Genomic DNA, 25,292 nt, shown 5'->3' on the forward strand with positions numbered 1-25,292 from the left:
GTCTTGTCGTCCAAAACTCGTCTGAGGATTTCTTTTCGAACCTGGTCCCATTATTTCTGGCCTCTCGACATATCCACAAATTCAACCTGCCCGCGAACACCGAACGCCACCGAGAGAGCAATGGGGTCTGCCGAAAGCGGCTCCTTAACCTCGCACCCAATATAGAAGCTCACATTTGGAAGCCACTCGGTTTCTGACTTTTCGATTTTGGAGCAATTCGCAAAACGCATTCGATCGACTTCTCCGGATTCAGTAAGGTATTTTTTCAATATATCTCTCGCCTGCTCGTCCGGACTCTTATGTGATTGTAGAGTTTCTCCGTACATATAAATAGCCATCATACAAAATACGAAGGACACTACTATCCTGCGATATAGAGCCTTACCAGACTGAAAATTCATTCTGTACCTGTAGATGCGACTGATTATCCTGGCGCTACCTTCCCTAACTCCGGTGTAAACCTCAAGTCAACTTGCTTAGATCTGCCAAGCAACAAAACGGGCTCGTTAGCTAGCGGCTATATTCACACCGACCTAACATCTTCCGCTCCGAACGGACCTTTGCCGAAACAGCAGGGTTTTTGCCGGTGATCCCGTGAACTCGATCTCCACGGCCGAAAAGTTTCGCCCCCATCCTCTCCGCTGTCGCGAATTCTCGTGTTGGCTCGATGGTCAACGGTTGCGTGCCACCGCGCCGGAAAGTTGAACCTTCCAGCTAATTTCGCTCAATCGTCGATCTTTGTACCGGCCTGGCCCTCATGCGCCGTCCTTTTCAGCGCTGGCCGCCATATGGGTGAGATCGTCCCAGAGGCTTTCGGCAAAACTGCGCAGAACCGTGAGTTCGAAGCTGTCGTCGCCGGTGCGGACGATCTGTACGGAGAGATGACCGACCATGATCATGGCCGCATGGCCTTCCGGGAAGACAGCGGGATCGAGATCGACGGCGGTGCCCCTCGAGAGAAGCGCCCGCGAAGAGAGGCCGGAGACGCCGATGCGCACACGCCCGTGGCTCTGGTCCATGACGTAGGCCTTTCCCGCAAGTGCGACTGCGAGAGCATCGAGGCCGGCGGGGCTAAGCGGCTCGTCGCCGGCGATGAACCATTGGCGGAAGCCCGCCTTGCGGATCGAACTTTTCGCAAAGCCTGCCTTAGCCAATTCCGCGGCGAGCGCGGTGGGCTCGATTGCGCCGAGCACATGCAGGAGATGGCCCTCCGGCAAGGCTTCCAGCCGGATGCCCGCCCCTGAGATGCCGGTATATCTAGTCCCGGCCAGAACCGGTTTGTGTTGCGGAAGATCAGGCATGGAGCTTCTCGTTTTCGGGATCGATGAAGACGGGATGGCAGAGCACCGCATCGGTGAATTCGTTGCGCAGACCGTTCCAGATCGTCACCTTCTCACCGATGCGCTCCGGCCCGCGCCGGACGAGCGCCAGGCCGATCGTATGGCCGAGCGTCGGCGAGAAAGCACTCGATGTGACGTAGCCCTGATCGTTTTCGAGCGTCGCCGCAGCGCCCTCGGCAAGGATATGCGAACCGGTGCGGAAGCCGCTTGCCGGATTGAGCGGCTTGACGCCGACGAGGCGAGGGCGCTCGGGGTCCTGCAGGCCGTCGCGGGCGAGCATCGCCTTGCCGATGAAATCCGGCTTGGTCGATGAAACCATGCGGCCGAAACCGAGATCGCCTGGGGTGACCGTGCCGTTGATCTCGGCATGGGTGACGTGGCCCTTTTCGATGCGCATGACGCCGAGCGCTTCGGCGCCATAGGCTGATATGCCATGTTTCTCGCCTGATGCCATGATCGCGTCGGCAACGCCTTCGCCGTAACCGGCCGGCACCGCCAGCTCGTAGGCGAGTTCGCCGGAGAAGGAAATTCGGAAGAGCCGGCCTTCGAGCCGGCCGCCGAAAAGGGAGACCTTGCGGGCGCTCATGAAGGGGAAGGCTGCATCCGACAGATCCTCGTCGACGATCTCGGAGAGGATGGCGCGCGACTTCGGTCCGGCAACGGCCATCTGTGCCCATTGATCGGTCGAAGAGGCGAAGCAGACGTCGAGCTCCGGCCAGAGCGTCTGGGCGCAGAATTCGAGATGGGTCAGCACGCCGGCGGCGAGCGCCGTCGTCGTCGTCATGAAGAAATGATCGTCGCTGAAGCGACTGGTGGTGCCGTCATCATAGATGAAGCCGTCCTCGCGCAGCATGATGCCGTAACGCGCCTTGCCAACCGCAAGCTTGGCGAAGCCGTTGCAATAGATGCGATCGAGGAAAGTCGCGGCATCCTTCCCGAAGATTTCGATCTTGCCGAGCGTCGAGACATCGCAGAGACCGGCATTTTTGCGGATGTTCAATACTTCGCGGTCGACGCTTTCGCGCCACGTCGCCTCACCGGCGCGCGGGAACCAGGAAGAGCGATACCAGAGGCCGGTTTCGACGAAGACCGCGCCGTTCTTTTCAGCCCAGCCATGCAGCGGCGATTTGCGCGCCGGCTGGAAATCTTTGCCGCGCGATGCCCCGGTCAAAGCGCCGAAGGAAACCGGCGTATAGAAGGGCCGAAAGGTCGTCGTTCCCACCTCGGCGGGCGACACGCCACGCGCCTCGGCGAGGATGCCGATGGCGTTGATGTTGGAAAGCTTGCCCTGGTCTGTCGCCATGCCTGATGTGGTGTAGCGCTTGGCGAGTTCGACGTGGCCGTAGCCTTCGCGGACGGCGAGACCGAGATCCTTCAAATGCACGTCGTTCTGGTAATCGACGAAAGCCTTGCCCTTCGAGCCCTTGACCGACCAGAGCGGCTTTGCCTGTGCATCCGCCTCGGAAGCAGCAGCAAAGGCCGGCTCCGCCGCTGCAAAGCCGATCGCCTTCAACGCCGCCGCCGCCTTTGCGGCGCCATCACCGAGGCAGGCCGTGGTTTGCCCCATGCCGGCAGCCGAGCCGGCAACGGCAAGGCCCTCCTGCTGGACAGGCGCCAGAAACGCCGAGGCCTCGTCCGACCATTGCGGCTTCGCACCGCGATGGCAGGCAAGGTGGATGATCGGGCTCCAGCCGCCCGACATGGCAAGCGCATCCGCTTCGATCCGGCGAAGGCCGTCTTTGGTTTCAACGCTGACGCCGCGCAGGCGCTGGCCGCCGAACGCATCGATGACCCGGGCGCCCTTCAGCACTTCGGCGCGGCCCTGCCAGCCCTTGCCCGCATCCGCGCGGCTATCGACGATCGCCGCGACGGCGAGGCCGGCCGCTTCAAGGTCGGCGGCGGTGCGGTATCCGGCATCGTTGGTGGTGAAGATGACCGTGCTTCTGCCGGGCGCGACCGCCTGCCGGTTGAGATAGCTGCGCATGGCGCCTGCCATCATCACACCGGGAATATCGTTGCCGCCGAAGACGAGCGGCCGCTCCTCGGCGCCGGTCGCCAGGATCGCCTGGCGGGCGACGATGCGCCACAGCCGTTCGACCGGGCGATCCGGATCGGGCATCGCCACATGTTTCTGCACCCGCTCGACGGCGCCGAAGACATTGTCGTCGTACCGGCCGAACACCGTCATGCGCGGCAGGCGGCGCACGTTCTCCAGGCCCTCCAGTTCGGTAAGCAGTTCTTCGAGAAGAGCGCCCGCCGGCTTGCCGTCGACAGAAACGTTGTCGGAAAGCAGGCTGCCGCCGAGTTCGGGGCCTTCATCGGCGAGGATGACGCGCGCGCCGGCGCGGCCGGCCGTCAGCGCTGCGGCCAGACCGGCAGGGCCGGCGCCGATCACCAGCAGGTCGCAATGCGCCCAGCATTTTTCATAGGAATCGGGATCGGCTTCGTAGGAGGCTCTGCCGAGGCCCGCCGCCTTGCGGATCACCGGCTCGTAGAGCTTCTCCCAGAGGGCCGCCGGCCACATGAAGGTCTTGTAGTAAAAACCGGCGCTGAGGAAGGGCGACAGCAGCCCGTTGACCGCGCCGACATCGAAGCCGAGCGACGGCCAGCGGTTCTGGCTCCTTGCCGTCAGCCCCTGATAAAGCTCGATCATCGTGGCGCGCGTGTTCGGTTCGGTGCGCCCGCCGCTGCCTGTCGTCACCAGCGCGTTCGGTTCGGCGGCTCCCGCCGTCAGGATGCCGCGCGGGCGGTGATATTTGAAGCTGCGGCCGACGAGCTGGATACCATTGGCAAGCAGCGCCGAGGCGAGCGTGTCGCCCGGATGGCCCGCGAGCGCCCTGCCGTCGAAGCTGAAGCCGAGCGACGTGGAGCGGTCGATGCGGCCGCCGGAGGAAAGACGGAAGCTCGTCATGCCGGTTCTCCGCCGAGCTTGGAAAGGGCAGCATCCCTGACGCCGTGGACCGCATGGGTGACGGTGTCGCGCTCGACGATCAGCCAGCGGCGGCAGCCAGAGGCGTGGTGCCAGTATTCGCTGTGCCGGCCACGCGGATTGTCACGGAGATAGACATAGTCGTACCAGGCATCCGCGCCGGCATCCGGCGCCGGCCGGACAAGCTTCGCATCGCCGCGGATCGAGAATTCTTCCTTCGGCCGGGCGCCGCAATGGGGACAGGAAATCAGGCTTGCCATGGTAGAATGTCCTCAGTGCAGATTGGGCTGGGCGCCGACGCCCTTTTCGTCGATCGGATAGCCGCGCGCGAAACGGTCGAGCCGGAAGGCGCGGGCAGTCTGATGCGGCGTGTTGCGGGCGATCAGATGGGCGTAGCAGAAGCCGGAAGCGGGGGTCGCCTTGAAGCCGCCGTAACACCAGCCGGCGTTGAGATAGAGATTGTCGATATGGGTGCGGTCGATGATCGGCGAGCCGTCCATGCTCATATCCATCACCCCGCCCCAGGAGCGCAGATAACGCACGCGCGACAGCGAAGGGATCATCGCCAGCCCGGCTTCGGCGACATGCTCGACCGAAGCCAGATTGCCGCGCTGGGCATAGGAATTATAGCCGTCGATATCGCCGCCGAAGACGAGGCCGCCCTTATCCGACTGGGAGACGTAGAAATGCCCGGCGCCGAAGGTGACGACATTGTCGATGAAGGGTTTCAGCCCTTCGGAGACGAAGGCCTGCAGCACATGGCTTTCGATCGGCAGCCGAAGGCCGGCCATATCGGCGACGACGGTGGAATTGCCGGCCGCCGCCAGCGCCAGCTTGCCGCAGCCGATGAAGCCCCTGTTGGTCTCGACGCCGGTCACCTGACCGTTCTCGCGGCGGATGCCGGTCACCTCGCACTGGGTGATGATGTCGACGCCGCGGCTGTCTGCGCCGCGGGCATAACCCCAGGCGACCGCGTCGTGACGCACCGTGCCGCCGCGCGGCTGGAACAAGCCGCCCATAATGGGGAAACGGGCATTGTCGAAATCGAGGAAGGGCAATTTCCGGCGCACCGCCTGCCGGTCGAGCAGCTCGGCGTCGACGCCGTGCAGCCGCATGGCGTTGCCGCGGCGCGTATAGGCGTCACGCTGGGCGTCGGAATGGAAAAGGTTGAGCACGCCGCGCTGCGAGACCATGGCGTTGAAGTTGAAATCCTGTTCCAGCCCCTCCCAGAGCTTCATCGACAGTTCGTAGAAGGGGTTATTACCAGGCAGCAGATAGTTCGAACGGATGATCGTCGTGTTCCTGCCGATATTGCCGGAGCCGAGATAGCCCTTTTCGAGGACGGCGACATTGGTGACGCCGAACTCCTTGGCGAGATAATAGGCGGTGGCAAGACCATGGCCGCCGCCACCGACGATGATGACGTCGTAATGCGGCTTCGGCGCCGGATCGCGCCAGGCAGGCGCCCAGCCTTTGTTGCCGCGAAGGCCGTTCAGGAAAATCGAAAGAGCGGAATAGCGCATGAGTCACCCGGAAAGAACAGGGGCATGATGCCAGAAAGAAGCAAGCGGACTTGCACAATAGGGACATAAATCGATAAGGATGAGACATGTCGTTGGTTGATACCAGAAATGTCCAGACGATCGGCTTCATCCTCATCCCGGGATTTGCGCTGATGTCCTATGCCTCGGCGACGGAGCCGCTCAGGGCGGCAAACCTTCTGGCCGGCCGCGAGATCTATCGGCTGCGGATCTTCTCGCCGGATGGCGCGCCGGCGCTTTCCTCCTCGGGTGTCGGCGTCCCCGCCGAACCTCTGCCCGTCAGGGGCTCGGGGCTTGGAACGGCTTTCGTCTGCGCCGGCGGCTTGCCGCGCGACTGGCGGTATCCCAGCGTGCTTGCCTGCTTGCGGCAGCTGTCGCGCGAAGGGGTGCGGATCGGCGGCATTTCGGGCGGCCCCTATCTGATGGCCGCGGCCGGGCTGCTCAGCGGCCGCGACTTCACCATTCACTGGGAGCATGCGGCCGCCCTTCTCGAAGCCTTCCCGGAGCTCACGCCGCGCCAGGCGCGATTCATGATCGACGGCAACCGGATCACCTGCGGCGGCGGCATCGCGCCGCTCGACATGATGCATGTGCTGATCGCCGAGCGCATGGGGCCGGATTTCGCCCGCCGGGTCAGCGACTGGTATCTTCATACGGAGGTCAACGAGCCCGCAGCACCGCAGCGCGCCTCGCTGGCGCAGCGTTACGGCGTCCATCATCCGGGACTGCTCAGCGTTCTCGAACGGATGGAGGAGACGATCGAGATGCCGCTCGAGCGTGCCGCCATGGCGCGCATCGCCGGCGTCACCGCCCGCCATCTCGGCCGGCTCTTTGCCGCCCATCTCGGCACCACCTTTCTCGATCAGTACCGCAGGATCAGGCTGCAGCATGCCCATCGCCTGCTGAAGCAGAGCCCGCTTTCCGTCTCGGAGATCGCGGTCGCCACCGGTTTTTCCAGTCTCAGCCACTTTTCCCGGATGTTCCGCACCGTCTACGGCATCGCTCCGCGTGCGGCGCGGCGGGAATAGTTTTCTTCACGGTTGAGAAATTTTCACTATGGCGATAGGGTTGCCTCAGATCAAAGAGAAGGCAGCAGTGAAAATCCGATGAAAGCCAAAGGTGAAGCGGCAGATCAACCGGAACAGGCGCATGGTGGACGCGCGCCCTTTTCCCAGGACCCGCACGCCGTTCGGGAGCCGAAGGAAAACAACCTCGAAATGGCGATCGGCCATGAGGTGCGCGCCTACCGCAAGAAACTCGGCATCACGGTGACCGATCTGGCGGCCGCGACCGGCATTTCGCTCGGCATGCTGTCGAAGATCGAAAACGGCAATATCTCGCCGTCGCTGACGACGCTGCAATCGCTGTCGCGGGCGCTCGGCGTGCCGCTGACGTCCTTCTTCCGCCGCTTCGAGGAACCGCGCAATGCCGTCTTCGTCAAGGCGGGGCAGGGCATCGAGCTCGAACGACGCGGCACGCGCGCCGGCCATCAATATAATCTGCTCGGCCATATCGACAACAATACCAGCGGCGTCATCGTCGAGCCTTATCTGATCACGCTGACGGCCGATTCCGACATCTTCCCGACCTTCCAGCACGAGGGCATGGAGTTTCTCTACATGCTCGAAGGCGAAGTGGTTTACCGCCACGGCGACCAGCTTTTCCAGATGCAGCCGGGCGACAGCCTGTTCTTCGACGCCGATGCGCCGCATGGGCCGGAACAGCTGGTGAAACTGCCGAGCAAATACCTCTCGATCATCAGTTATCCCCAGCAGAGCTCCAGGGGCTGATTTGCCTTAGAAGAAAATTTTATTCTTCCCAGTTGATGTCCTGATATAGACCTGCTAGTCCTTTCTCAACATGAACGGAGGCACGCGCTATGTGCGGCATTGTAGGACTGTTCCTCAAGGACAAGAGCCTTGAACCTCAGCTGGGAAGTCTGCTCTCGGATATGCTGATCACCATGACGGATCGCGGACCGGATTCAGCCGGTATCGCAATCTATGGCGGCACGGCCGAGGGCAGGGCGAAAATCACCATCCAGTCCGCCAATCCGGGCGTGGACTTCGACGGCCTGGCCGGCGACCTCGAAAAGGCCGGCATCAAAGCCGATGTATCGGTCAAGAGCACGCATGCGGTCATCGAGCTGGACGCGTCCAAGCTTGGAGAGGTGCGCAAGGCGCTCGAAGAGATCCGCCCGGCAGTCCGCCTGATGGGATCGGGCGAAAGCGTCGAGATCTACAAGGAAATCGGCCTTCCGAAAGAGGTCGTGGCGCGCTTCGGCGTCCGCTCGATGAGCGGAACCCACGGCATCGGCCATACCCGCATGGCGACGGAATCGGCCGTTACCACGCTCGGCGCCCATCCATTCTCGACCGGCGCCGACCAGTGCCTCGTGCACAACGGCTCGCTGTCCAACCACAACAACCTGCGCCGCGAACTGGTGCGCGAAGGCATGACCTTCGAGACGCAGAACGATTCCGAAGTCGCCGCCGCCTATCTGACGGCCGAAATGGCCAAGGGCAAGGATCTCGGCCAGGCGCTGACCGGCGCGCTCGACGATCTCGACGGCTTCTTCACCTTCGTCGTCGGCACCAAGTCCGGCTTCGGGGTGGTGCGCGACCCGATCGCCTGCAAGCCTGCTGTCATGGCCGAGACGGAGCAGTATGTCGCCTTCGGTTCGGAATACCGCGCACTGGTCAACCTTCCCGGCATCGAGAATGCCCGTGTCTGGGAGCCGGAGCCGGCAACCGTTTACTTCTGGGATCACGACAAGGCCGCCTGAGGGGCGCCTGAAAGCCGAGAGCCGGCGCGGACCGTCTCCCAGATCAACAAGGATTCCCAACGAGGAATAAATGCCCATATTCGATCTTTCCAATACCCCTCTTCGCGAACTGAACAGCGCGCTGCACGCCCTTTCGCAAGGGGCCAACGACACGGAATTCGAAGTCGTCAACCCGCGCGGCAGCCATGCCGTTGCCGTTGGCATCGACAGCCCCGTCACGGTCGCGGTCAGAGGATCGGTCGGCTATTACTGCGCTGGCATGAATGACGGCGGCAGGGTGACGGTTCATGGCTCGGCCGGTCCCGGCGTTGCCGAAAACATGATGTCCGGCACCGTCGTCATCGAGGGCGACGCCAGCCAGTATGCCGGCGCCACCGGCCGCGGCGGCCTGCTGGTCATCAAGGGCAACGCGGCGTCGCGCTGCGGCATTTCGATGAAGGGCATCGACATCGTCGTTCATGGCAGCATCGGCCACATGTCGGCCTTCATGGGCCAGTCCGGCCATCTCGTCGTGCTCGGCGACGCCGGCGATGCGCTGGGGGATTCGCTCTACGAAGCCAAGCTGTTCATCCGCGGCGAGGTCAAGAGCCTCGGCTCCGACTGCATCGAGAAAGAGATGCGGCCGGAGCATCTGGACAAGCTTGCCGAGCTGCTCGAGCGCGCCGGGGTCACGGGCGTCAGGCCCGAAGAGTTCAAGCGCTACGGCTCGGCCCGCAAGCTCTACAATTTCAACATCGACAACGCCGACGCGTATTGAGGCGAGGGACATCCATGAGCTATCACAACCCCTACACCCCGCCGCGCAAATCCGCGACGTTCGATGACTATACGCTCGCCGAAATCCGCCGTGCGGCTGCGACCGGTATCTATGATATCCGCGGCGCCGGCACCAAGCGCAAGGTTCCGCATTTCGACGATCTGCTGTTTCTCGGCGCCTCGATCTCGCGCTATCCGCTCGAAGGCTACCGCGAGAAGTGCGACACGACAGTGGTGCTCGGCTCCCGTTTCGCCAAGAAACCGATCACGCTGAAGACGCCGATCACCATTGCCGGCATGAGCTTCGGCGCGCTGTCCGGCAATGCCAAGGAAGCGCTCGGTCGCGGCGCAACAATCGCCGGCACGTCGACCACGACAGGCGACGGCGGCATGACGGATGAGGAACGCGGTCATTCGCAGACGCTGGTCTACCAATATCTGCCGTCGCGCTACGGCATGAACCCTAGGGATTTGCGCCGCGCCGATGCGATCGAAGTCGTGGTCGGCCAAGGCGCCAAGCCCGGCGGCGGCGGCATGCTGCTCGGCCAGAAGATCTCCGACCGCGTCGCCAATATGCGCAATCTGCCGAAGGGCATCGACCAGCGCTCGGCCTGCCGCCATCCTGACTGGACCGGTCCCGATGATCTGGAAATCAAGATCATGGAGCTGCGCGAGATCACCGATTGGGAAAAACCGATCTACGTCAAGGTCGGTGGCGCGCGTCCATATTACGACACCGCTCTTGCGGTAAAGGCTGGCGCCGACGTCGTCGTGCTCGACGGCATGCAGGGCGGCACGGCGGCGACGCAGGACGTCTTCATCGAGAATGTCGGCATGCCGACACTTGCCTGCATTCGTCCGGCCGTCCAGGCGCTGCAGGATCTCGGCATGCACCGCAAGGTGCAGCTGATCGTTTCCGGCGGCATCCGCTCGGGCGCCGACGTTGCCAAGGCGCTGGCGCTCGGCGCCGATGCGGTGGCGATCGGCACGGCGGCGCTCGTCGCCATCGGCGACAACGACCCGCATTGGGAAGAGGAATATCAGAAGCTCGGCACCACGGCCGGCGCCTATGACGACTGGCATGAAGGCAAGGATCCGGCCGGCATCACCACCCAGGATCCGGAGCTCGCAAAACGCCTCGACCCGGTTGCGGCCGGCCGCCGCCTCGCCAACTACCTCAAGGTCATGACGCTCGAGGCTCAGACGATCGCGCGTGCCTGCGGCAAGAACCACCTGCACAATCTCGAGCCGGAAGACCTGGTCGCACTGACGATCGAGGCATCGGCCATGGCGCAGGTGCCGCTCGCCGGCACCAACTGGATTCCCGGCAAGGGAGGCTTCTGATTTCTACCGGCCGGGCAAAAGTCCCGGCCGTCTCATATCCATAACCTAAGTGTCTCCAAGAAATCCAAAGGGGAACGAGAATGACACTGGACCTTGCTGCTTTTGCCAGAGACAAAGGCATCAAATATTTCATGATCAGCTACACGGACCTGTTCGGCGGTCAACGCGCCAAACTGGTCCCGGCTGAAGCCATTGCCGACATGCAGAAGGATGGCGCCGGTTTCGCGGGCTTCGCGACCTGGCTCGATCTGACGCCGGCCCATCCCGACCTGTTTGCGGTTCCCGATGCTTCCTCCGTCATCCAGCTCCCATGGAAGAAGGACGTCGCCTGGGTTGCCGCCGACTGCGTCATGGACGATCAGCCGGTCGAACAGGCACCGCGCGTGCTGCTGAAAAGACTGGTCGCCGAAGCTGCGAAAGAAGGGCTCCGGGTAAAAACCGGCGTCGAGCCCGAGTTCTTTCTCATCTCATCCGACGGCTCGGTGATTTCAGATCAGTTCGATACCGCCGAGAAGCCTTGCTACGATCAGCAGGCGGTGATGCGCCGCTACGATGTCATCGCCGAGATTTGCGATTACATGCTCGAGCTCGGCTGGAAGCCCTATCAGAACGACCACGAGGACGCGAACGGCCAGTTCGAGATGAACTGGGAATATGACGACGCGCTCCAGACGGCGGACAAGCACTCCTTCTTCAAGTTCATGGTCAAGTCGGTCGCCGAAAAGCACGGCCTTCGCGCCACCTTCATGCCGAAGCCGTTCAAGGGCCTGACCGGAAACGGCTGCCATGCCCACATCTCGGTCTGGGACGTCGACGGCAAGGTCAACGCCTTCGCCGACAAGGAAATGGCCTTCGGGCTCTCCGCCCAGGGTAAAACCTTCCTCGGCGGCATCATGAAACATGCCTCCGCATTGGCCGCGATCACCAATCCGACGGTCAATTCCTACAAGCGCATCAACGCACCGCGCACCACATCGGGCGCTACCTGGTCGCCGAACACCGTCACCTGGACGGGCAACAACCGCACCCACATGGTGCGCGTGCCGGGGCCGGGACGTTTCGAGCTGCGCCTGCCGGATGGTGCGGTCAACCCGTACCTCTTACAGGCGATCATTATCGCCGCCGGCCTCGACGGTATCCGCAGCCAGGCAGACCCCGGCCCGCACTACGATATCGACATGTATGCCGAGGGGCATCTGGTGAAGGACGCGCCGCGCCTGCCGCTCAACCTGCTCGATGCGCTGCGCGCCTATGATGCCGACGAGGGCCTGAAGGCGGCGATCGGGGCCGAGTTTTCGGCCGCCTATCTCAAGCTCAAGCATCGGGAATGGAATGCATACTGCTCGCATTTCACCCAGTGGGAACGCGACAGCACGCTCGACATCTGAGAAGCGGGCAGACATCTGCAGTGACATGCTGGTCACGCCGACAGTTCCGGCGTGACCAGGCCCTCTGCGCTTGAAACGGCGAAGGAAGAGACAGCATGAAGAACGTCGTACTCACCGTATCCTGCACATCGACGCGCGGCATCGTGGCGGCGATTTCGAGCTATCTGGCCAAGAAGGGCTGCAACATCATCGACTCCAGCCAGTTCGACGATCTCGATACCGGCAAGTTCTTCATGCGCGTCAGCTTCATTTCCGAAGAGGGACTTTCCGGCACCGAGATCGGCGCCGATTTTGCAGCCGTCGCCGCGCCCTTCGAAATGGAATACGAATTCCACGACAGCGAGAAGCGCATAAAGGTGCTGCTGATGGTGTCGCGCTTCGGCCATTGTCTCAACGACCTGCTCTACCGCTGGAAGATCGGCGCCCTGCCGATCGACATCGTCGGCGTCGTCTCCAACCATTTCGACTACCAGAAGGTCGTGGTCAACCACGACATCCCCTTCCACCATATTCCGGTCACCAAGGCCAACAAGGTGCAGGCCGAGGCCCGGATCATGGAAGTGGCCGAGCAAACCGGCACCGAGCTGATCGTGCTCGCCCGCTACATGCAGATCCTGTCGGACGAGATGTGCCAGAAGATGTCGGGCAAGATCATCAACATCCACCACTCCTTCCTGCCGAGCTTCAAGGGCGCTAATCCCTACAAGCAGGCCTATGGCCGCGGCGTCAAGCTGATCGGGGCAACCGCGCATTACGTCACCGCCGATCTCGACGAGGGCCCGATCATCGAGCAGGACACGGCACGCATCACCCATGCGCAGTCGCCCGACGACTATGTCTCGATCGGCCGCGATGTCGAAAGCCAGGTCCTGGCGCGCGCCATCCACGCCCATATCCACCACCGCACCTTCATCAACGGCAACCGCACCGTCGTCTTCCCGGCCAGCCCTGGCAGCTACGCTTCCGAACGCATGGGGTAAGAGGGTCGTCGGCGGCAGGCCAGATGCTACAGAAGTTTTGGGGAAATGCATGCCGGATGGGCTTGCCACGACGCGAAAGACTTATATAGTCAAGAAATAAATATTCCGTACAGGAAACAAGAGGGAACGAAAATGGCTCTATCATGGCGTTTCTCCACCTTAGCGGATCGGCACCGCGCTCTTGGCTCGAAGCTCGAGGACTGGAGCGGCATGGGGACCGCCTGGACCTATGACAAGGACATGTCGGAAGAGCATGTCGCCGTCCGCACCAAGGCCGGCATCATGGACGTCTCCGGCCTGAAGAAGGTGCACCTGGTCGGCCCGCACGCCATCGCCGTGCTCGATTACATCACCACCCGCGACCTGACGAAGATCTATCCCGGCCGCTCGGTCTATGCGACCATGCTGAACGAGCGCGGCCATTTCACCGACGACTGCATCGTCTATCGCACCGGCCCGAATTCCTGGATGCTGGTGCATGGCTCGGGCTCCGGCCACGAGGAGGTCGTCAGGCAGGCCGCCGGCCGCAATTGCGCCGTGCTCTTCGACGACGACCTGCACGACCTATCGCTGCAGGGCCCGCTCGCGGTCGACTATCTCGCCAAATATGTGCCCGGCATCCGCGATCTCAAATATTTCCATCACATGCAGACGACACTGTTCGGCGCGCCGGTGATGATCTCGCGCACCGGCTATACCGGCGAACGCGGCTACGAGATCTTCGTGCGCGGCCAGGACGCCGTCATGGTCTGGGACCGGATCGTCGAGGAGGGCAAGGAGATGGGCATCATTCCCTGCTGCTTCTCGGTTCTCGACATGCTGCGCGTCGAAAGCTACCTGCTGTTCTACCCCTACGACAATTCGCAGATGTATCCGTTCGCCGACCAGCCGCCCGGCGACAGTCTCTGGGAACTCGGCCTCGACTTCACCGTCAGCCCCGGCAAGACGGGTTTCCGTGGCGCCGAGGAACATGCCCGCCTCAAGGGCAAGGAGCGCTTCAAGATCTTCGGCATGCTGATCGATGCCGACGGGCCGGCCGATCTCGGCGACGAGGTCTTTGCCGACGGCAAGAAAGTCGGCGTCATCACCTGCCCGAGCTATTCGTCGCTGACGAAGAAATCCATGGCGATCGCCCGTCTCGATGTTGACAAGGCAGTGCATGGGACGAAACTCGACGTCCGCGGCAAGACCGTCGAGGCAGGCGCCACCGCCCACACGCTTCCCTTCGACGATCCGGAGAAGAAGAAGAGGACTGCCTTGGGTTAAGGAGCACGCGAATGCTCGTTGCAGGCATCAAGAGCCGACCAGTCTACACGGGCCTGACCATCCAGCCCAACGCCCGGCGGCACATTTTCGCGCTCGAAGGGGAGGGTGCCAGGGCTCTGCTCGATCAGCAGCCGGCGCTTGACGAAACAGCTCTTTCCCGCAGCGAGATCCTCTATGTCGCCCGCGGCTCGCAAGGATCTGGCCTGGACGAGACGCTGCGCCGCCTCGGCGCCGACATGTTCTTCACGGCGCCGACGATCGCAACGCTGCTCTTCCGATTGAAGGGTTCGCTTGCCACCGCCCATATGGGCACGCGGCTTTATCTTTCGGGCACGGAAGGCTTCATCGGCCAGGCAATGCTCGTGGCGCTCGATTACGGCATGGACCATGCCTCCGTCATCACCGAGCATCGCGGCTCGCTGGCCCGGCGCGTGCAATGCGTCCATTGCAAGGGCATCACCGACGACGTCACCACCAGCCCGTTTGCCTGCAGCCATTGCGGGCTGCCGCTTCTGGTGCGCGACCATTATTCGCGCCGGCTCGCCGCCTTCCAGGGCGTCAATATCGATGCGGAAGAACCGGGCAGCGCGCCTGATCCGGAGGAGTTGTTCCTTTGAGCGGTGGCACTGAAATTCCTGTCCGCGTGGCGCGGATCACCCCGATCGCCGAGCGCGTCAAGCGCTTTCGTTTCGAGCGCCTTGACGGCAAGCCGATGCCTTATTTCTCCGGCGGAGCCCACGTCATCGTTTTGATGAACGATGGCGGCCATATGCGCCGCAATGCCTATTCGCTGATGTCGCCGCCGCATGATTGCGCAGCTTATGAAATCAGCGTGCTACACGTCGAGGATTCACGCGGCGGCTCCACCTTCATGCATGAGAAAGTCCGCGAAGGCGACGAGCTGAAGGTCAGCTATCCCGTCAACCTCTTCCAGCCGGACTGGCGCGGGCGCAAGCATCTTCTGATCGCCGGCGGCATCGGCATCACTCCCTTCATTGCGATGATGGAGCAGTTTTCCCGCGAGGGCGCCAATTTCGAACTGCATTATGCCATCCGCACGCGCGACCGCGGCGCCTATTGGCGGGAACTCCAGGAGCGCTATGGTCCGCATCGGATTAAGATCCATTGCGATGCCGAAGGCGGCGCCATCCCGCTGACGCGCCTGCTCGATAGCCAGCCGCTCGGCACGCATCTCTATGTCTGCGGCCCCTCCGGCATGATCGACGGCGTGCTGAAAAGCGGTCTCAACGCCGGCTGGCCGGAGCAGAACCTGCATTCGGAACGGTTCCTGTCGTCGCTGCCGGGCAAACCCTTCGCGATCGAACTCCTGCGATCCGGCAAGACCGTGAAGGTCGGCCATCACGAAAGCATGCTGGAAGCGATCGAGGCGGCGGGCGTCGACGCGCCCTTCCTCTGTCGCGGCGGCGCCTGCGGTCAATGCGAAACCGCAGTCGTCACCTGCGACGGCAAGCTGCTGCACCATGACGTCTATCTGACGAGCGAAGAAAAAGCATCCGGGCGCAAGGTGATGATCTGTGTTTCCCGCTTCGAGGGAAACACGCTGCATCTTGATCTCTAGCGGCATCTGACACGGCGGAACAAGGAGACCGAACATGGCAATCGCCTTCAAGCAGGAAACCTTCCGGAACGACTTCAGCTACCGCAACAGCCCCGAAAACATCCGGCGTTTCCCGTTTCCCTTCGACCGCGACGAATACATGTATTCGGTCAATATGGAGCCGCATGTGCACGGCCGGGCGGGAACCGTCTACGAAAGCCTGATCGACGTCGACGAGCATTATGTCGCCGAGATGCACGACCGGGCGCTGGTGCTGAAGGAGGATCCGCTGCGCTACCAGGCGCTGCCGCACATGATGAGCGCGCAGTGGGACACGCTCGAACTATTGATGGAACAGCAGGCGGCAGGATACCCCGACCATTTCACGCTGATCCGCAACGGCGACCAGTGGCGCTGGATCAATCGGCCGCTCGGCATCGACGACAGCTTCACCTTCGGCGATGCCTCGACACTGCCCTGTGAGCCATTCGAATATATCACCCGCCAGGCCCAGGGCGATTTCTGCATCGTCGACCAGCGCGACGGCAATCTCTGGATGGATGCCGGCATGGTGACGACGCAGGCCGACTGGTCGCTCGATTTCGACATCGGCATGAACTTCATGGAATGGCACGGGCCGGTGCCGCTCGCCCATCAGATCGGCGTCTTCGACCGGGCTTTGAAATTCCTCCTGAACCTGCAGCAGGGCAAGCCGACACGGCGCTTCAACTGGACGATGACAATCAATCCGCGGCTCGACACCAGCCCGGAGAATTATCACAAATGGGGTCCCGACCGCACGACGGTGACGCCCGACAATGTCGGCGAGAAGGTGCATCTGCGCGTCGAGCTGCAAAGCCTCTGGCGCCTGCCGCGCTCCAACGCCATCCTCTTCGTCATCCGCTGCTACCTGATGAACATGGAAGAGCTCGTCACCGTGCCGAAATGGGCGCGGCGCTTCCCGCGCGTGCTGAAGACGCTGCCGCCGGAGCTGATCGACTACAAGGGGCTCACCCGTTTTCGCGAGACGACGATCGACTGGCTTTCCAAATATGACGACGGGGCGCCGACCAGCCCCGGCATCTATCCCGACTGACGCGCAGCGATGCGCACCAGAGCCGCGCGTCTTCGCAGGCGCGCGATCCAGGCAATGCGATATCATCAAGAGGGGAATGCTTCATGACAAGAGTTGCCGTCATCGGTGCCGGTCCTTCCGGGCTGGCGCAGCTGCGCGCCTTTCAATCGGCCGCCCAGAAGGGCGCCGAAATCCCGGAGATCGTCTGCTTCGAAAAGCAGTCCGACTGGGGCGGGCTTTGGAACTATACCTGGCGCACCGGGCTCGACGAATATGGCGAGCCGGTCCATGGCAGCATGTATCGTTACCTCTGGTCGAACGGCCCGAAGGAATGCCTCGAATTCGCCGACTATTCCTTCGAGGAGCATTTCGGCAAGCCGATCGCCTCCTATCCGCCGCGCGCCGTGCTCTGGGATTATATCAAGGGCCGCGTCGAGAAGGCCAATGTCCGCCACTGGGTGCGCTTCAGCACGCCGGTGCGCATGGTCCGCTTCGACGAGCAGACGAAGAAATTCACGGTAACGGCGCATAACCGGGTCGAGGACCGGATGTATGACGAAGAGTTCGACTATGTGGTCGTGGCATCAGGTCACTTCTCGACGCCGAATGTGCCTTACTTCGAGGGCGTGAAGACGTTCAACGGCCGCGTGTTGCACGCCCATGATTTCCGCGACGCGCTGGAGTTCAAGGGCAAGGACATCCTGCTCGTCGGCCGCAGCTATTCGGCCGAGGACATCGGCTCGCAATGCTGGAAATACGGCGCAAAATCGGTGACGACGAGCTATCGCTCGAAGCCGATGGGCTTCAAATGGCCGGAGAATTTCGAGGAGCGGCCACTGCTGACGAAGCTCGAAAACCGGACGGCGCATTTCCTCGACGGCTCGACCAAGGAGGTCGATGCCCTGATCCTCTGCACCGGCTACCAGCACCATTTTCCCTTCCTGCCGGACGAGCTCAGGCTGAAGACCGCCAACCGCCTCTGGGCCGACAGCCTCTACAAGGGGGTGATCTTCGACAGGAACCCGCAGCTTTTCTATATCGGCATGCAGGACCAGTTCTACACCTTCAACATGTTCGACGTGCAGGCCTGGTGGGCGCGCGACGTGATGATGGGCCGCATCGCCCTACCGCCGGAAGAGGAGCTGAAGGCCAATTTCGACATGTGGCGCGCCCGCGAGGAAACGCTCGAGGATGCCGAGCAGATGATCTGGTATCAGGGCGACTATGTGAAGGAGCTGCTTGCTGAAACCGACTATCCCTCCTTCGACATCGAGGGCACCAACCGGACCTTCATGGAATGGGAGCATCACAAGGCCCACAATATCATGGGCTTCCGCGACCATGCCTACCGGTCGCTGATGACCGGCAACATGTCGCCGACGCATCACACGCCCTGGGTCGAGGCGCTCGATGATTCCATGGAGGAATATCTGCGCAACTGACGAGGCGGGCCTGGCCGGAGGAGGGGGTTCGTGCGCGCTCTTCCGGCGCCTCTTTGAATGAGACGGCATAAATCCATCTGCAACTCTTCTCTTCGGATGTGGCCTTCATGGATTTTCAAACGAGCATTCTCGGGCGCATGAACGGTTTTCTCTACCGCTGCCGCGCCGACGAAAATTACACCATGCTTGAGATGACCGACGGCATCGAGCGCATCTTCGGTTATCCCGCCGACGAGATCATCGGCAACCGCACCCGCACCTTCACCTCGATCATGTACGAGGAAGACGTGCCTCTGATGGACGAGATCGTCGGACGGGCGCTGGAGAAACGCACGGACTGGACGATGGAATACCGCATCCGCCACACCATGGGTCATCTGATCTGGGTCACCGAGACCGGCGGCGGCATCTGGGACGAGAAGGGCGAGCTTCTCTATCTCGAAGGCAGCATCATAAACATCGAATCACTCTATCAGCGAATCGATGACCAGACTGCCGACATGCGCGTCACCGCTTCGAAGACCAATGAGATCCTGCAATCGCTGCGCTACCTGAAGCTGCTCGCCGTCAATGCCGGCATCGAGGCTGCCCGCGCCGGCACGGCCGGATCGGGCTTTGCCGTGCTGGCCGCCGAGATGCGCACGCTCGCCAACTCCTCCGAGGAGGCCGCGCGCGCCATTTCCAACGCACAACGCAAGGCGGAAGGCTGAGCGTTAACCAGCGCAGAGGCGGATTTGCGGCCCAAGCGGAAAGCCGAATTATTAACCGCGTGGTGCGCTGTGGAATATCAAGCCTTTCCAATAAGTTGCGGCAATCCTGAACTTGCGGAATCTCATGTCGTTACGGGTAATATTAAGGTCGCGTTAACTTTTTGTTAACCATAGCAGCGCTACACATGGTCAACGATTTCTTCACATAGATGACCAAAGTGCTAACAGACGCTCGCTCTATCCGCATCAAGGGCCGCTCTTTCCTCGCGGTCATGCTGTCCCCGGATCTCCCCATCGATGATTGGTTGATCAGGCTGGACGATCTGGCCGCACGTTCGGCCGGGTTCTTCCTCGGCCGGCCTGTCGTGCTCGACCTGACGGACCTGCAGATCGACAAGCCGCAGCTGAAGGAGCTGATTGCCGAACTTGCCAAGCGCAATGTCAGCATCATGGGCATCGAGGGCGCACGGCCGTCGATCCTCGGCTCCGGCATGCCGCCGGCACTCAAAGGCGGCCGGTCGGTTTCCGATATCGAGGTTCCCGCCAAGGAGACGGCCGATCCGCCGGCCAGACCGGTGACGGCCGAGACCCGTCCGGCAATGCAGTCGATCGTCATCCGGGAACCTGTGCGGTCGGGACAATCGGTGATCTTTCCGGAAGGGGACGTCACCATCATCGGATCGGTCGCTTCCGGCGCCGAGGTGATCGCGGGGGGATCGGTCCACATTTACGGCGCGCTGCGCGGTCGGGCCATGGCCGGCTCCATCGGCAACGCATCGGCGCAGATCTTTTGCCGTAAGCTCGAGGCCGAGCTGGTGGCCATCGACGGCATCTACAAAATGGCGGAAGACATGGCCCCCAATCTTCGCGGACAGGCTGTTCAGCTCTGGCTCGAAGACGACGCGATCATGGCGGAAAAACTGATCTGACGACAGCGCCGCGCGTCTTTCAGACGCGCAAGGGATGCTGCAACACTTTGAATTACTGCATAATTCCTTAAATCGATGCCGATTTAAGGAATTATGCAGAGGGCCACGGCAAAGGAGAGAAACATGGGGAAAGTGATCGTCGTCACGTCAGGCAAGGGCGGGGTCGGAAAGACGACCTCGACCGCCGCATTGGGAGCGGCGCTGGCGCAACGCAATGAAAAAGTCGTCGTCGTCGATTTCGATGTCGGCTTGCGCAATCTCGACCTCGTCATGGGCGCCGAGCGCCGGGTCGTCTACGACCTGATCAATGTCATCCAGGGCGACGCCAAGCTGACCCAGGCGCTGATCCGCGACAAGCGGCTGGAAACGCTGTTCCTGCTGCCGGCCTCGCAGACGCGCGACAAGGACAATCTGACGGCCGAAGGGGTCGAGCGCGTCATCAACGACCTGAAGCGCTATTTCGACTGGATCATCTGCGACAGCCCGGCCGGGATCGAACGCGGCGCGACGCTCGCCATGCGCCATGCCGACGTTGCCGTTGTCGTCACCAATCCGGAAGTCTCGTCGGTGCGCGATTCCGACCGCATCATCGGCCTGCTCGATGCCAAGACCGCCAAGGCCGAACGCGGCGAGCGGATGGAAAAGCACCTGCTGCTGACCCGCTACGACGCCAACCGCGCCGAACGCGGCGACATGCTGAAGGTCGACGACGTCCTGGAGATCCTGTCCATCCCGCTGCTCGGCATCGTGCCTGAGAGCATGGATGTCCTGCGCGCCTCCAATATCGGTGCGCCGGTCACGCTGGCAGAAAGCAAAAGCCCGGCCGCGATGGCCTATTTCGATGCCGCCCGCCGGCTCGCCGGCGAGGTTCTGCCGATGGCGATCCCAGAGGAAAAGCGGAACATTTTCGGCAAGATCTTCGGACGGAGGGCAGCATGAATATATTCCGTCTGTTCAACAAGCAGAGAACCGCACCGGCGGCCCGCGAGCGCCTGCAGGTGCTGCTTGCTCACGAGCGCTCCTCGGCCGGGTCCGACCTGGTCTCGCTGCTGCGCGAGGAAATCCTTGCGGTCATCGCAAAACATGTCGAACTCGACCACGACAAGGTGCAGGTGACGATCGACCGCAACGAATTCGTATCGACCCTGGAGATCGATGTCGAAATTCCGCTGAATGCAGCCGTACAGGCCGCTTGAAAGACGGCGCTGCCTGTCGTGACAGGCAGCGCTTGGTATCACGACTTTCTGGCTTTTCGATTGGCGTAACGCAGGTCGCGTGCGGCCTTTCGGGCGGCTTCATCGGCAATCACCCGCGCGATCCGGTCTTTGTCGGCGGCTTCGCGGGCCTCGCTCTCGGCCCGTTCCGCAGCCTCGGCGGCAGCCTGACGTTCTGCTGCCGCGGACCGAGCCCGCTCCAGTTCTTCAAGCTTTGCCTGTTCCCGCGCGGCACGCCGTTCTTCCCTGGCCGCGGCAATGGCCTGGCGCTCCGCCTGCTTTGCGAGCCGGGTGGGTTCGGCCGTATCCTTGGCGGTACGATACGCATTGAGGAGAGCGGCCTTGGCTTCGGCAGCCGCGCTGCGACGATCGGAAAGCTCGTTGTTTCTGGCGTGTTTCAAATCTGTTTCCTGACTGTTTGATTTCGATAGTGGAGCATGATGCCGAAAGGTCCGAAGGGGCTCCGGATGACCCTCTGCTCTATTTCTTCGATTTGGATTCGAATGATATTATGCCAATCCGGCGCAAAATCATCCAGATCTTGAATCACATTTTCTTTTTTCGCTTCACGGCAAGGCTATTGGCCGCCATCAAGCGATCCTGCAATTCCTTGGCCTCGCGGGCTTCGCGCAGCCGTAAGGTCTTTTCCTCGCGGGCGCGCACGGTCTGGTCGATTTCTTCAACGGCACGGCTTCGCGCCAGGAACTGCGACTGCACGTTTCCGAAGGCAATCTCCGCCTGCTTGCGTGATTTGCTGTGTGTCTCTGTCATGGTGATCCTGAATTTGATGACAGCGCCGCGCGTCTTTTCAGACGCGCAATGGACGCTGTAACGCTTTGAATTTCTGCATAATTCCTGAAATCGATTCCGATTTCAGGAATTATGCAGCAGTCCGCTTGGCGAACCTAACAAAAAGGCCAGGCAAATTGCCTGACCTCCATGGTATCATGCTTTCAACAGTGCCGGTACATCCGCGGTCAAAGGAAAGCAGATGTCAGTTCAGGCAGCTTGGAGGTTGCAAGCGGACATTTTGCCCGACTTGTTATCGCGCTCAAGCTCATAGCCGATCTTCTGGCCTTCGACGATTTCACGCATGCCGGCGCGCTCGACGGCAGAGATGTGAACGAACGCATCAGCGCCGCCGTCGTCAGGTTGAATGAAGCCGAAGCCCTTGGTGGAATTGAACCATTTAACTGTGCCAGTGGTCATAACAAACCCTTTCATAGCAATTGAATAACCGCACGTGCGGAAAGCACGGCGGATGATGATCTCGATTTTGAAGAGGGAAGTTCGTCCAGGGCACGTTGCCAGCGTGCGATAACAAAAGTCAAACAAGCAATATCGACAACCGGAATATAGTCATCTAAGTCGAATTTGTCAACTTTTAGTTTTTCAGGATCGCGAGATCCCCATCAGGTTGCATATCAACCGCTTTGCATGCCGAGAAGCCAGTTGCCGGCAAAGCAGGCATTACGAGCGGGGCCGCGTCTTCTGCGGGTCGTAATGGGAAAGCGGCACGATCGTCGCCGGCAGGCGCTTCTGGTGACCGTCGAGCTTGCCGATCTCGACCTCGGTGCCGGGGCTTGCATGCATCACGTCGACGCGGGCGAGCGCAATCGTCTTGCCGAGAACAGGCGAGCGGGTGGCGCTGGTGACGACACCCACCTGGGCGCGGCCGATATGGATGCAATCGCCATGGCCGATAGCCTCGTTGGCCTTGACGTCGAGGCCGACGAGCAGATGGCGCGGATGCTCCTTGCGCCGGATCAGCGCCTCGCGGCCGATGAAATCGTCCTGCTTGGATTTCAGCGGCACGGTGAAGCCGATGCCGGCCTCGAACGGGTCTGTCTGGTCGGTGAATTCGTGATGGGCAAAGATCAGGCCGGCCTCGATGCGGACCATGTCGAGCGCTTCCAGCCCCATCGGCTTCAATCCGTGCGGCTGGCCCGCCTCCCAGACGGCGTCGAACACCGTCAGCGCATCCTTCGGATGACAGAAGATCTCATAGCCGAGCTCGCCGGTATAGCCAGTGCGCGAGACGACGACCGGGGCGCCTTCGAAGCCGCCGATGCGGCCGATGGTGAAGCGGAACCATTCGAGCTCGCCGATCGCAGGCTGGCGCGGTGCCGTCCAGATGATCTCCTTCAGGATATCGCGGCTCCTTGGGCCCTGCAGGGCGATATTGTGCAGCTGATCGGTCGAGGATCGCACCCAGGCCTTGAAGCCCTTTTTCTCGGCCTGCTGACGCAGCCATATGCCGCTGAAATCATCGCCGCCGATCCAGCGGAAGTTCGTGTCGCCGAGCCGGAACAGCGTGCCATCATCGATCATGCCGCCGTTTTCGTAGCACATGGCGGAATAGACGACCTGGCCGGTCGACAGTTTGCGCACGTCGCGGGTCAGGCAATATTGCAAGAGTTCCTCGGCATCCGGACCGGTCACCTCGAACTTGCGCAACGGCGAGAGATCGATGACGGCGGCGCGCTCGCGGCAGGCCCAGTATTCCTCGACCGGCCCTTCGCTGGAAAAGCGGTTCGGCAGCCAGTAGCCGCGATATTCGGCGTAATCCCGCGTCAGCGCGGAGAGGCGGGGATGAAAGGCGGTTTCGCGCGTCAGTTCGGCGTCGGCATCTGGGGTCATGCGATAGGCTACCGCTCGTGAGAATTTCTCTTTTCCGGAAAAGGTGCGGACGTGGATATCCGTCGGATCCCAACCGTTCGCCGCGTCGATATCGTCGGGACAGGACGAGGAGACGCAGACGAGATCGGTCAGCGCCCGCATCAGCACGTAATCGCCGGGACGCGACCAGGGCTCGTCGAGATAGAGCTGGTTGTTGTGGTCGATATTGGTGTTGTAGAAATAGTTCAGCGCTTCCCAGCCCTTGCGGCCGGCAATGCCGTAAGGCGCCAGCGCCGCATTGAAATTATCCGTGCAGTTGATATGGCCGGGATAACCCATGTCGTCGTAATAGCGCGCATTGCAGGCAGTCGCGAAAGCGTCGTGGCGCCCGACCGTATCCTGGACGATCTCGACCAGCGGCTCGAAATCCCGGTCGAAGGCCTTGGAGGGCAGACCGGGCGTAGGATAACTGCGGCCGAGCAGCGTGCGGGTGACCGTCGAATCGAGCGCAAGATCAAGGCCCTTGTCGACCTTGCGGGCGGCAAAAGCCTGGAAATCGGTGCACTGGCGTCCATAGACGTCGATGATCTGGATGAATTCGCCGGCGCGCACGAAATAGGCAGCGGCCGTCGCCGCCCGGATGCGGATATCCTCGACCGGATCGGCGGCCGGTTCCGGCAGGGCGGCGGCATAATCGCGGATCAGCAGGCTGCGCTTGATCCTGACTTCGATCGGCGTCGCCGTATCCTGCGCCTCCGGCGACATGGCGGCGGCGGGTGCCGCGACGATCAGCAGACCTTTCATGAAAATGGTGAAATCCGCCTGGCTGCCCGGGGTCGATCCGGTCCCGAAGAGACGCAGCGCTCCGGCTGCCGCAAGGTCGGCGCCGCGTCGTTGAAGGGCTGCGCGCGTGCGCCCGGCACTCTCATCCCCGGTCTGAAGAATGGCCTTCAAACCCTCGGCAGAATTGCTGAACGCCGCTCCGAGACCGGCCGCCAGGAAACGGCCCTTCTCATCAAGGAAAGAGATCTCGCAGACCTGCCCGCCCTCGCTGTCGACGACGCTCACGCGGTCGCCCGCCGCAACGCGGACGACGACCGATCCGCCGCCCTTTGCCCGGTAGCGCTCGGTTCCCTCCGATAGGGTGGGAATGCCGGGATAGAGCACGAGGCTCGCGGTGGCCGGCCGCAGGCCCGTCATAGCAGGATGAAGTTCTCGCATGCTGCCCTCATGGGAGGATCGGGCGTCCTCGGACACCCATCCATGCAGGTTACAAAATGCCCCAGGAAAGTAAAGTCGAGTTGACTAAAAAGAAAATATCTTCACTATGCATAAAGAGTTCAGACTCGGGGAATCCGTTGGGAGCGCGGATCGCCAAAATCATCCGGGCGGACTTAAGACTGTCAGGGAGACACG

Annotated in this window: 24 protein-coding genes; 16 read left to right on the top strand and 8 right to left on the bottom strand. The window is 61.8% G+C overall.

All coding sequences use genetic code 11. From position 1 onward, the window contains the following. Window positions 1-755 precede the first annotated feature (755 nt). From CO667_RS01700 to CO667_RS01715, 4 genes are read right to left on the bottom strand one after another with little or no spacing between them, the layout of a single operon-like run. The gene (locus tag CO667_RS01700) at window positions 756-1,301 is read right to left on the bottom strand and encodes a sarcosine oxidase subunit gamma family protein (protein ID WP_097616646.1); all 546 of its coding nucleotides are present in this window, start codon (window positions 1,299-1,301) and stop codon (window positions 756-758) included. Further along, a complete protein-coding gene (locus CO667_RS01705) occupies window positions 1,294-4,251 on the bottom strand; it encodes a sarcosine oxidase subunit alpha family protein (RefSeq protein WP_097616647.1) in 2,958 nt (985 codons plus the stop codon). The genes CO667_RS01700 and CO667_RS01705 overlap by 8 nt, the downstream gene beginning before the upstream one ends. Continuing rightward, window positions 4,248-4,529 (bottom strand): sarcosine oxidase subunit delta, encoded by a 282-nt coding sequence (locus CO667_RS01710; RefSeq protein ID WP_097616650.1) that lies wholly within the window; start codon window positions 4,527-4,529, stop codon window positions 4,248-4,250. The genes CO667_RS01705 and CO667_RS01710 overlap by 4 nt, the downstream gene beginning before the upstream one ends. 12 nt (window positions 4,530-4,541) lie before the next feature. Then, window positions 4,542-5,792, bottom strand: a complete 1,251-nt coding sequence (locus CO667_RS01715; RefSeq protein ID WP_097616652.1) for a sarcosine oxidase subunit beta family protein — start codon at window positions 5,790-5,792, stop codon at window positions 4,542-4,544. An 86-nt stretch (window positions 5,793-5,878) separates the two neighbouring features. Here CO667_RS01715 and CO667_RS01720 point away from each other — a divergent pair, with 86 nt between their 5' ends. The 16 genes from CO667_RS01720 to minE all read left to right on the top strand — a co-directional run bounded on the left by CO667_RS01720 (window position 5,879) and on the right by minE (window position 21,239). Then, window positions 5,879-6,838, top strand: coding sequence for a GlxA family transcriptional regulator (locus CO667_RS01720; protein WP_097616654.1), 960 nt, complete (start codon window positions 5,879-5,881; stop codon window positions 6,836-6,838). Between the two features lie 78 nt (window positions 6,839-6,916). Next, complete coding sequence (locus tag CO667_RS01725; protein ID WP_097616657.1) at window positions 6,917-7,600, top strand: helix-turn-helix domain-containing protein; 684 nt, start codon at window positions 6,917-6,919, stop codon at window positions 7,598-7,600. Between the two features lie 89 nt (window positions 7,601-7,689). Next, on the top strand, window positions 7,690-8,595 hold the full coding sequence (locus CO667_RS01730) for a glutamine amidotransferase family protein (protein ID WP_097616659.1): 906 nt from the start codon (window positions 7,690-7,692) through the stop codon (window positions 8,593-8,595). 70 nt (window positions 8,596-8,665) lie between these two features. Continuing rightward, entirely contained in the window at window positions 8,666-9,352 is a 687-nt protein-coding gene (locus CO667_RS01735; RefSeq protein WP_097616661.1) for a GXGXG domain-containing protein, read from the top strand. A gap of 14 nt (window positions 9,353-9,366) precedes the next feature. Then, a complete protein-coding gene (locus CO667_RS01740; protein WP_097616662.1) occupies window positions 9,367-10,695 on the top strand; it encodes an FMN-binding glutamate synthase family protein in 1,329 nt (442 codons plus the stop codon). Window positions 10,696-10,775: 80 nt separating this feature from the next. Continuing rightward, window positions 10,776-12,083: a type III glutamate--ammonia ligase gene (glnT, locus tag CO667_RS01745; protein ID WP_097616663.1), complete on the top strand. Its 1,308-nt coding sequence runs from the start codon at window positions 10,776-10,778 to the stop codon at window positions 12,081-12,083. A 95-nt stretch (window positions 12,084-12,178) separates the two neighbouring features. Then, window positions 12,179-13,063 carry a formyltetrahydrofolate deformylase gene (purU, locus tag CO667_RS01750; protein WP_097616665.1) on the top strand — a complete coding sequence of 295 codons (885 nt, stop codon included), beginning with the start codon at window positions 12,179-12,181 and terminating at the stop codon, window positions 13,061-13,063. 132 nt (window positions 13,064-13,195) lie between these two features. After that, window positions 13,196-14,329 carry an aminomethyltransferase family protein gene (locus tag CO667_RS01755; RefSeq protein ID WP_097616667.1) on the top strand — a complete coding sequence of 378 codons (1,134 nt, stop codon included), beginning with the start codon at window positions 13,196-13,198 and terminating at the stop codon, window positions 14,327-14,329. A gap of 11 nt (window positions 14,330-14,340) precedes the next feature. Further along, window positions 14,341-14,946: a dimethylamine monooxygenase subunit DmmA family protein gene (locus CO667_RS01760; RefSeq protein ID WP_097616669.1), complete on the top strand. Its 606-nt coding sequence runs from the start codon at window positions 14,341-14,343 to the stop codon at window positions 14,944-14,946. Beyond that, window positions 14,943-15,908, top strand: a complete 966-nt coding sequence (locus CO667_RS01765) for a PDR/VanB family oxidoreductase (RefSeq protein ID WP_097616672.1) — start codon at window positions 14,943-14,945, stop codon at window positions 15,906-15,908. Before CO667_RS01760 ends, CO667_RS01765 begins: the two co-directional genes overlap by 4 nt. Window positions 15,909-15,942: 34 nt before the next feature. Then, on the top strand, window positions 15,943-16,983 hold the full coding sequence (locus CO667_RS01770; RefSeq protein WP_097616673.1) for a DUF3445 domain-containing protein: 1,041 nt from the start codon (window positions 15,943-15,945) through the stop codon (window positions 16,981-16,983). 83 nt (window positions 16,984-17,066) lie between these two features. Continuing rightward, window positions 17,067-18,404, top strand: coding sequence for an NAD(P)/FAD-dependent oxidoreductase (locus CO667_RS01775; protein ID WP_097616674.1), 1,338 nt, complete (start codon window positions 17,067-17,069; stop codon window positions 18,402-18,404). Window positions 18,405-18,511: 107 nt separating this feature from the next. Then, window positions 18,512-19,114: a PAS domain-containing protein gene (locus tag CO667_RS36215; protein WP_097616676.1), complete on the top strand. Its 603-nt coding sequence runs from the start codon at window positions 18,512-18,514 to the stop codon at window positions 19,112-19,114. Window positions 19,115-19,323: 209 nt separating this feature from the next. Beyond that, window positions 19,324-20,043 carry a septum site-determining protein MinC gene (minC, locus tag CO667_RS01785; protein ID WP_097616678.1) on the top strand — a complete coding sequence of 240 codons (720 nt, stop codon included), beginning with the start codon at window positions 19,324-19,326 and terminating at the stop codon, window positions 20,041-20,043. A 123-nt stretch (window positions 20,044-20,166) separates the two neighbouring features. Further along, window positions 20,167-20,982: a septum site-determining protein MinD gene (gene minD / locus CO667_RS01790; protein WP_097616680.1), complete on the top strand. Its 816-nt coding sequence runs from the start codon at window positions 20,167-20,169 to the stop codon at window positions 20,980-20,982. Further along, window positions 20,979-21,239 (top strand): cell division topological specificity factor MinE, encoded by a 261-nt coding sequence (minE, locus tag CO667_RS01795; protein WP_011428260.1) that lies wholly within the window; start codon window positions 20,979-20,981, stop codon window positions 21,237-21,239. The genes minD and minE overlap by 4 nt, the downstream gene beginning before the upstream one ends. A 38-nt stretch (window positions 21,240-21,277) precedes the next feature. Here minE and CO667_RS01800 read toward each other — a convergent pair whose 3' ends face one another. The 4 genes from CO667_RS01800 to CO667_RS01815 form a co-directional block, all read right to left on the bottom strand. Continuing rightward, entirely contained in the window at window positions 21,278-21,658 is a 381-nt protein-coding gene (locus CO667_RS01800; RefSeq protein WP_097616683.1) for a DUF6481 family protein, read from the bottom strand. A 145-nt stretch (window positions 21,659-21,803) separates the two neighbouring features. Then, a complete protein-coding gene (locus CO667_RS01805) occupies window positions 21,804-22,028 on the bottom strand; it encodes a hypothetical protein (RefSeq protein ID WP_097616685.1) in 225 nt (74 codons plus the stop codon). A gap of 228 nt (window positions 22,029-22,256) precedes the next feature. Continuing rightward, a complete protein-coding gene (locus tag CO667_RS01810) occupies window positions 22,257-22,466 on the bottom strand; it encodes a cold-shock protein (protein WP_003548109.1) in 210 nt (69 codons plus the stop codon). Window positions 22,467-22,727: 261 nt separating this feature from the next. Further along, window positions 22,728-25,097 (bottom strand): DUF1989 domain-containing protein, encoded by a 2,370-nt coding sequence (locus CO667_RS01815; RefSeq protein ID WP_097616687.1) that lies wholly within the window; start codon window positions 25,095-25,097, stop codon window positions 22,728-22,730. Window positions 25,098-25,292: the final 195 nt, after the last annotated feature.

Source organism: Rhizobium sp. L43 (genome assembly GCF_002531725.1).
Classification (GTDB): domain Bacteria; phylum Pseudomonadota; class Alphaproteobacteria; order Rhizobiales; family Rhizobiaceae; genus Rhizobium.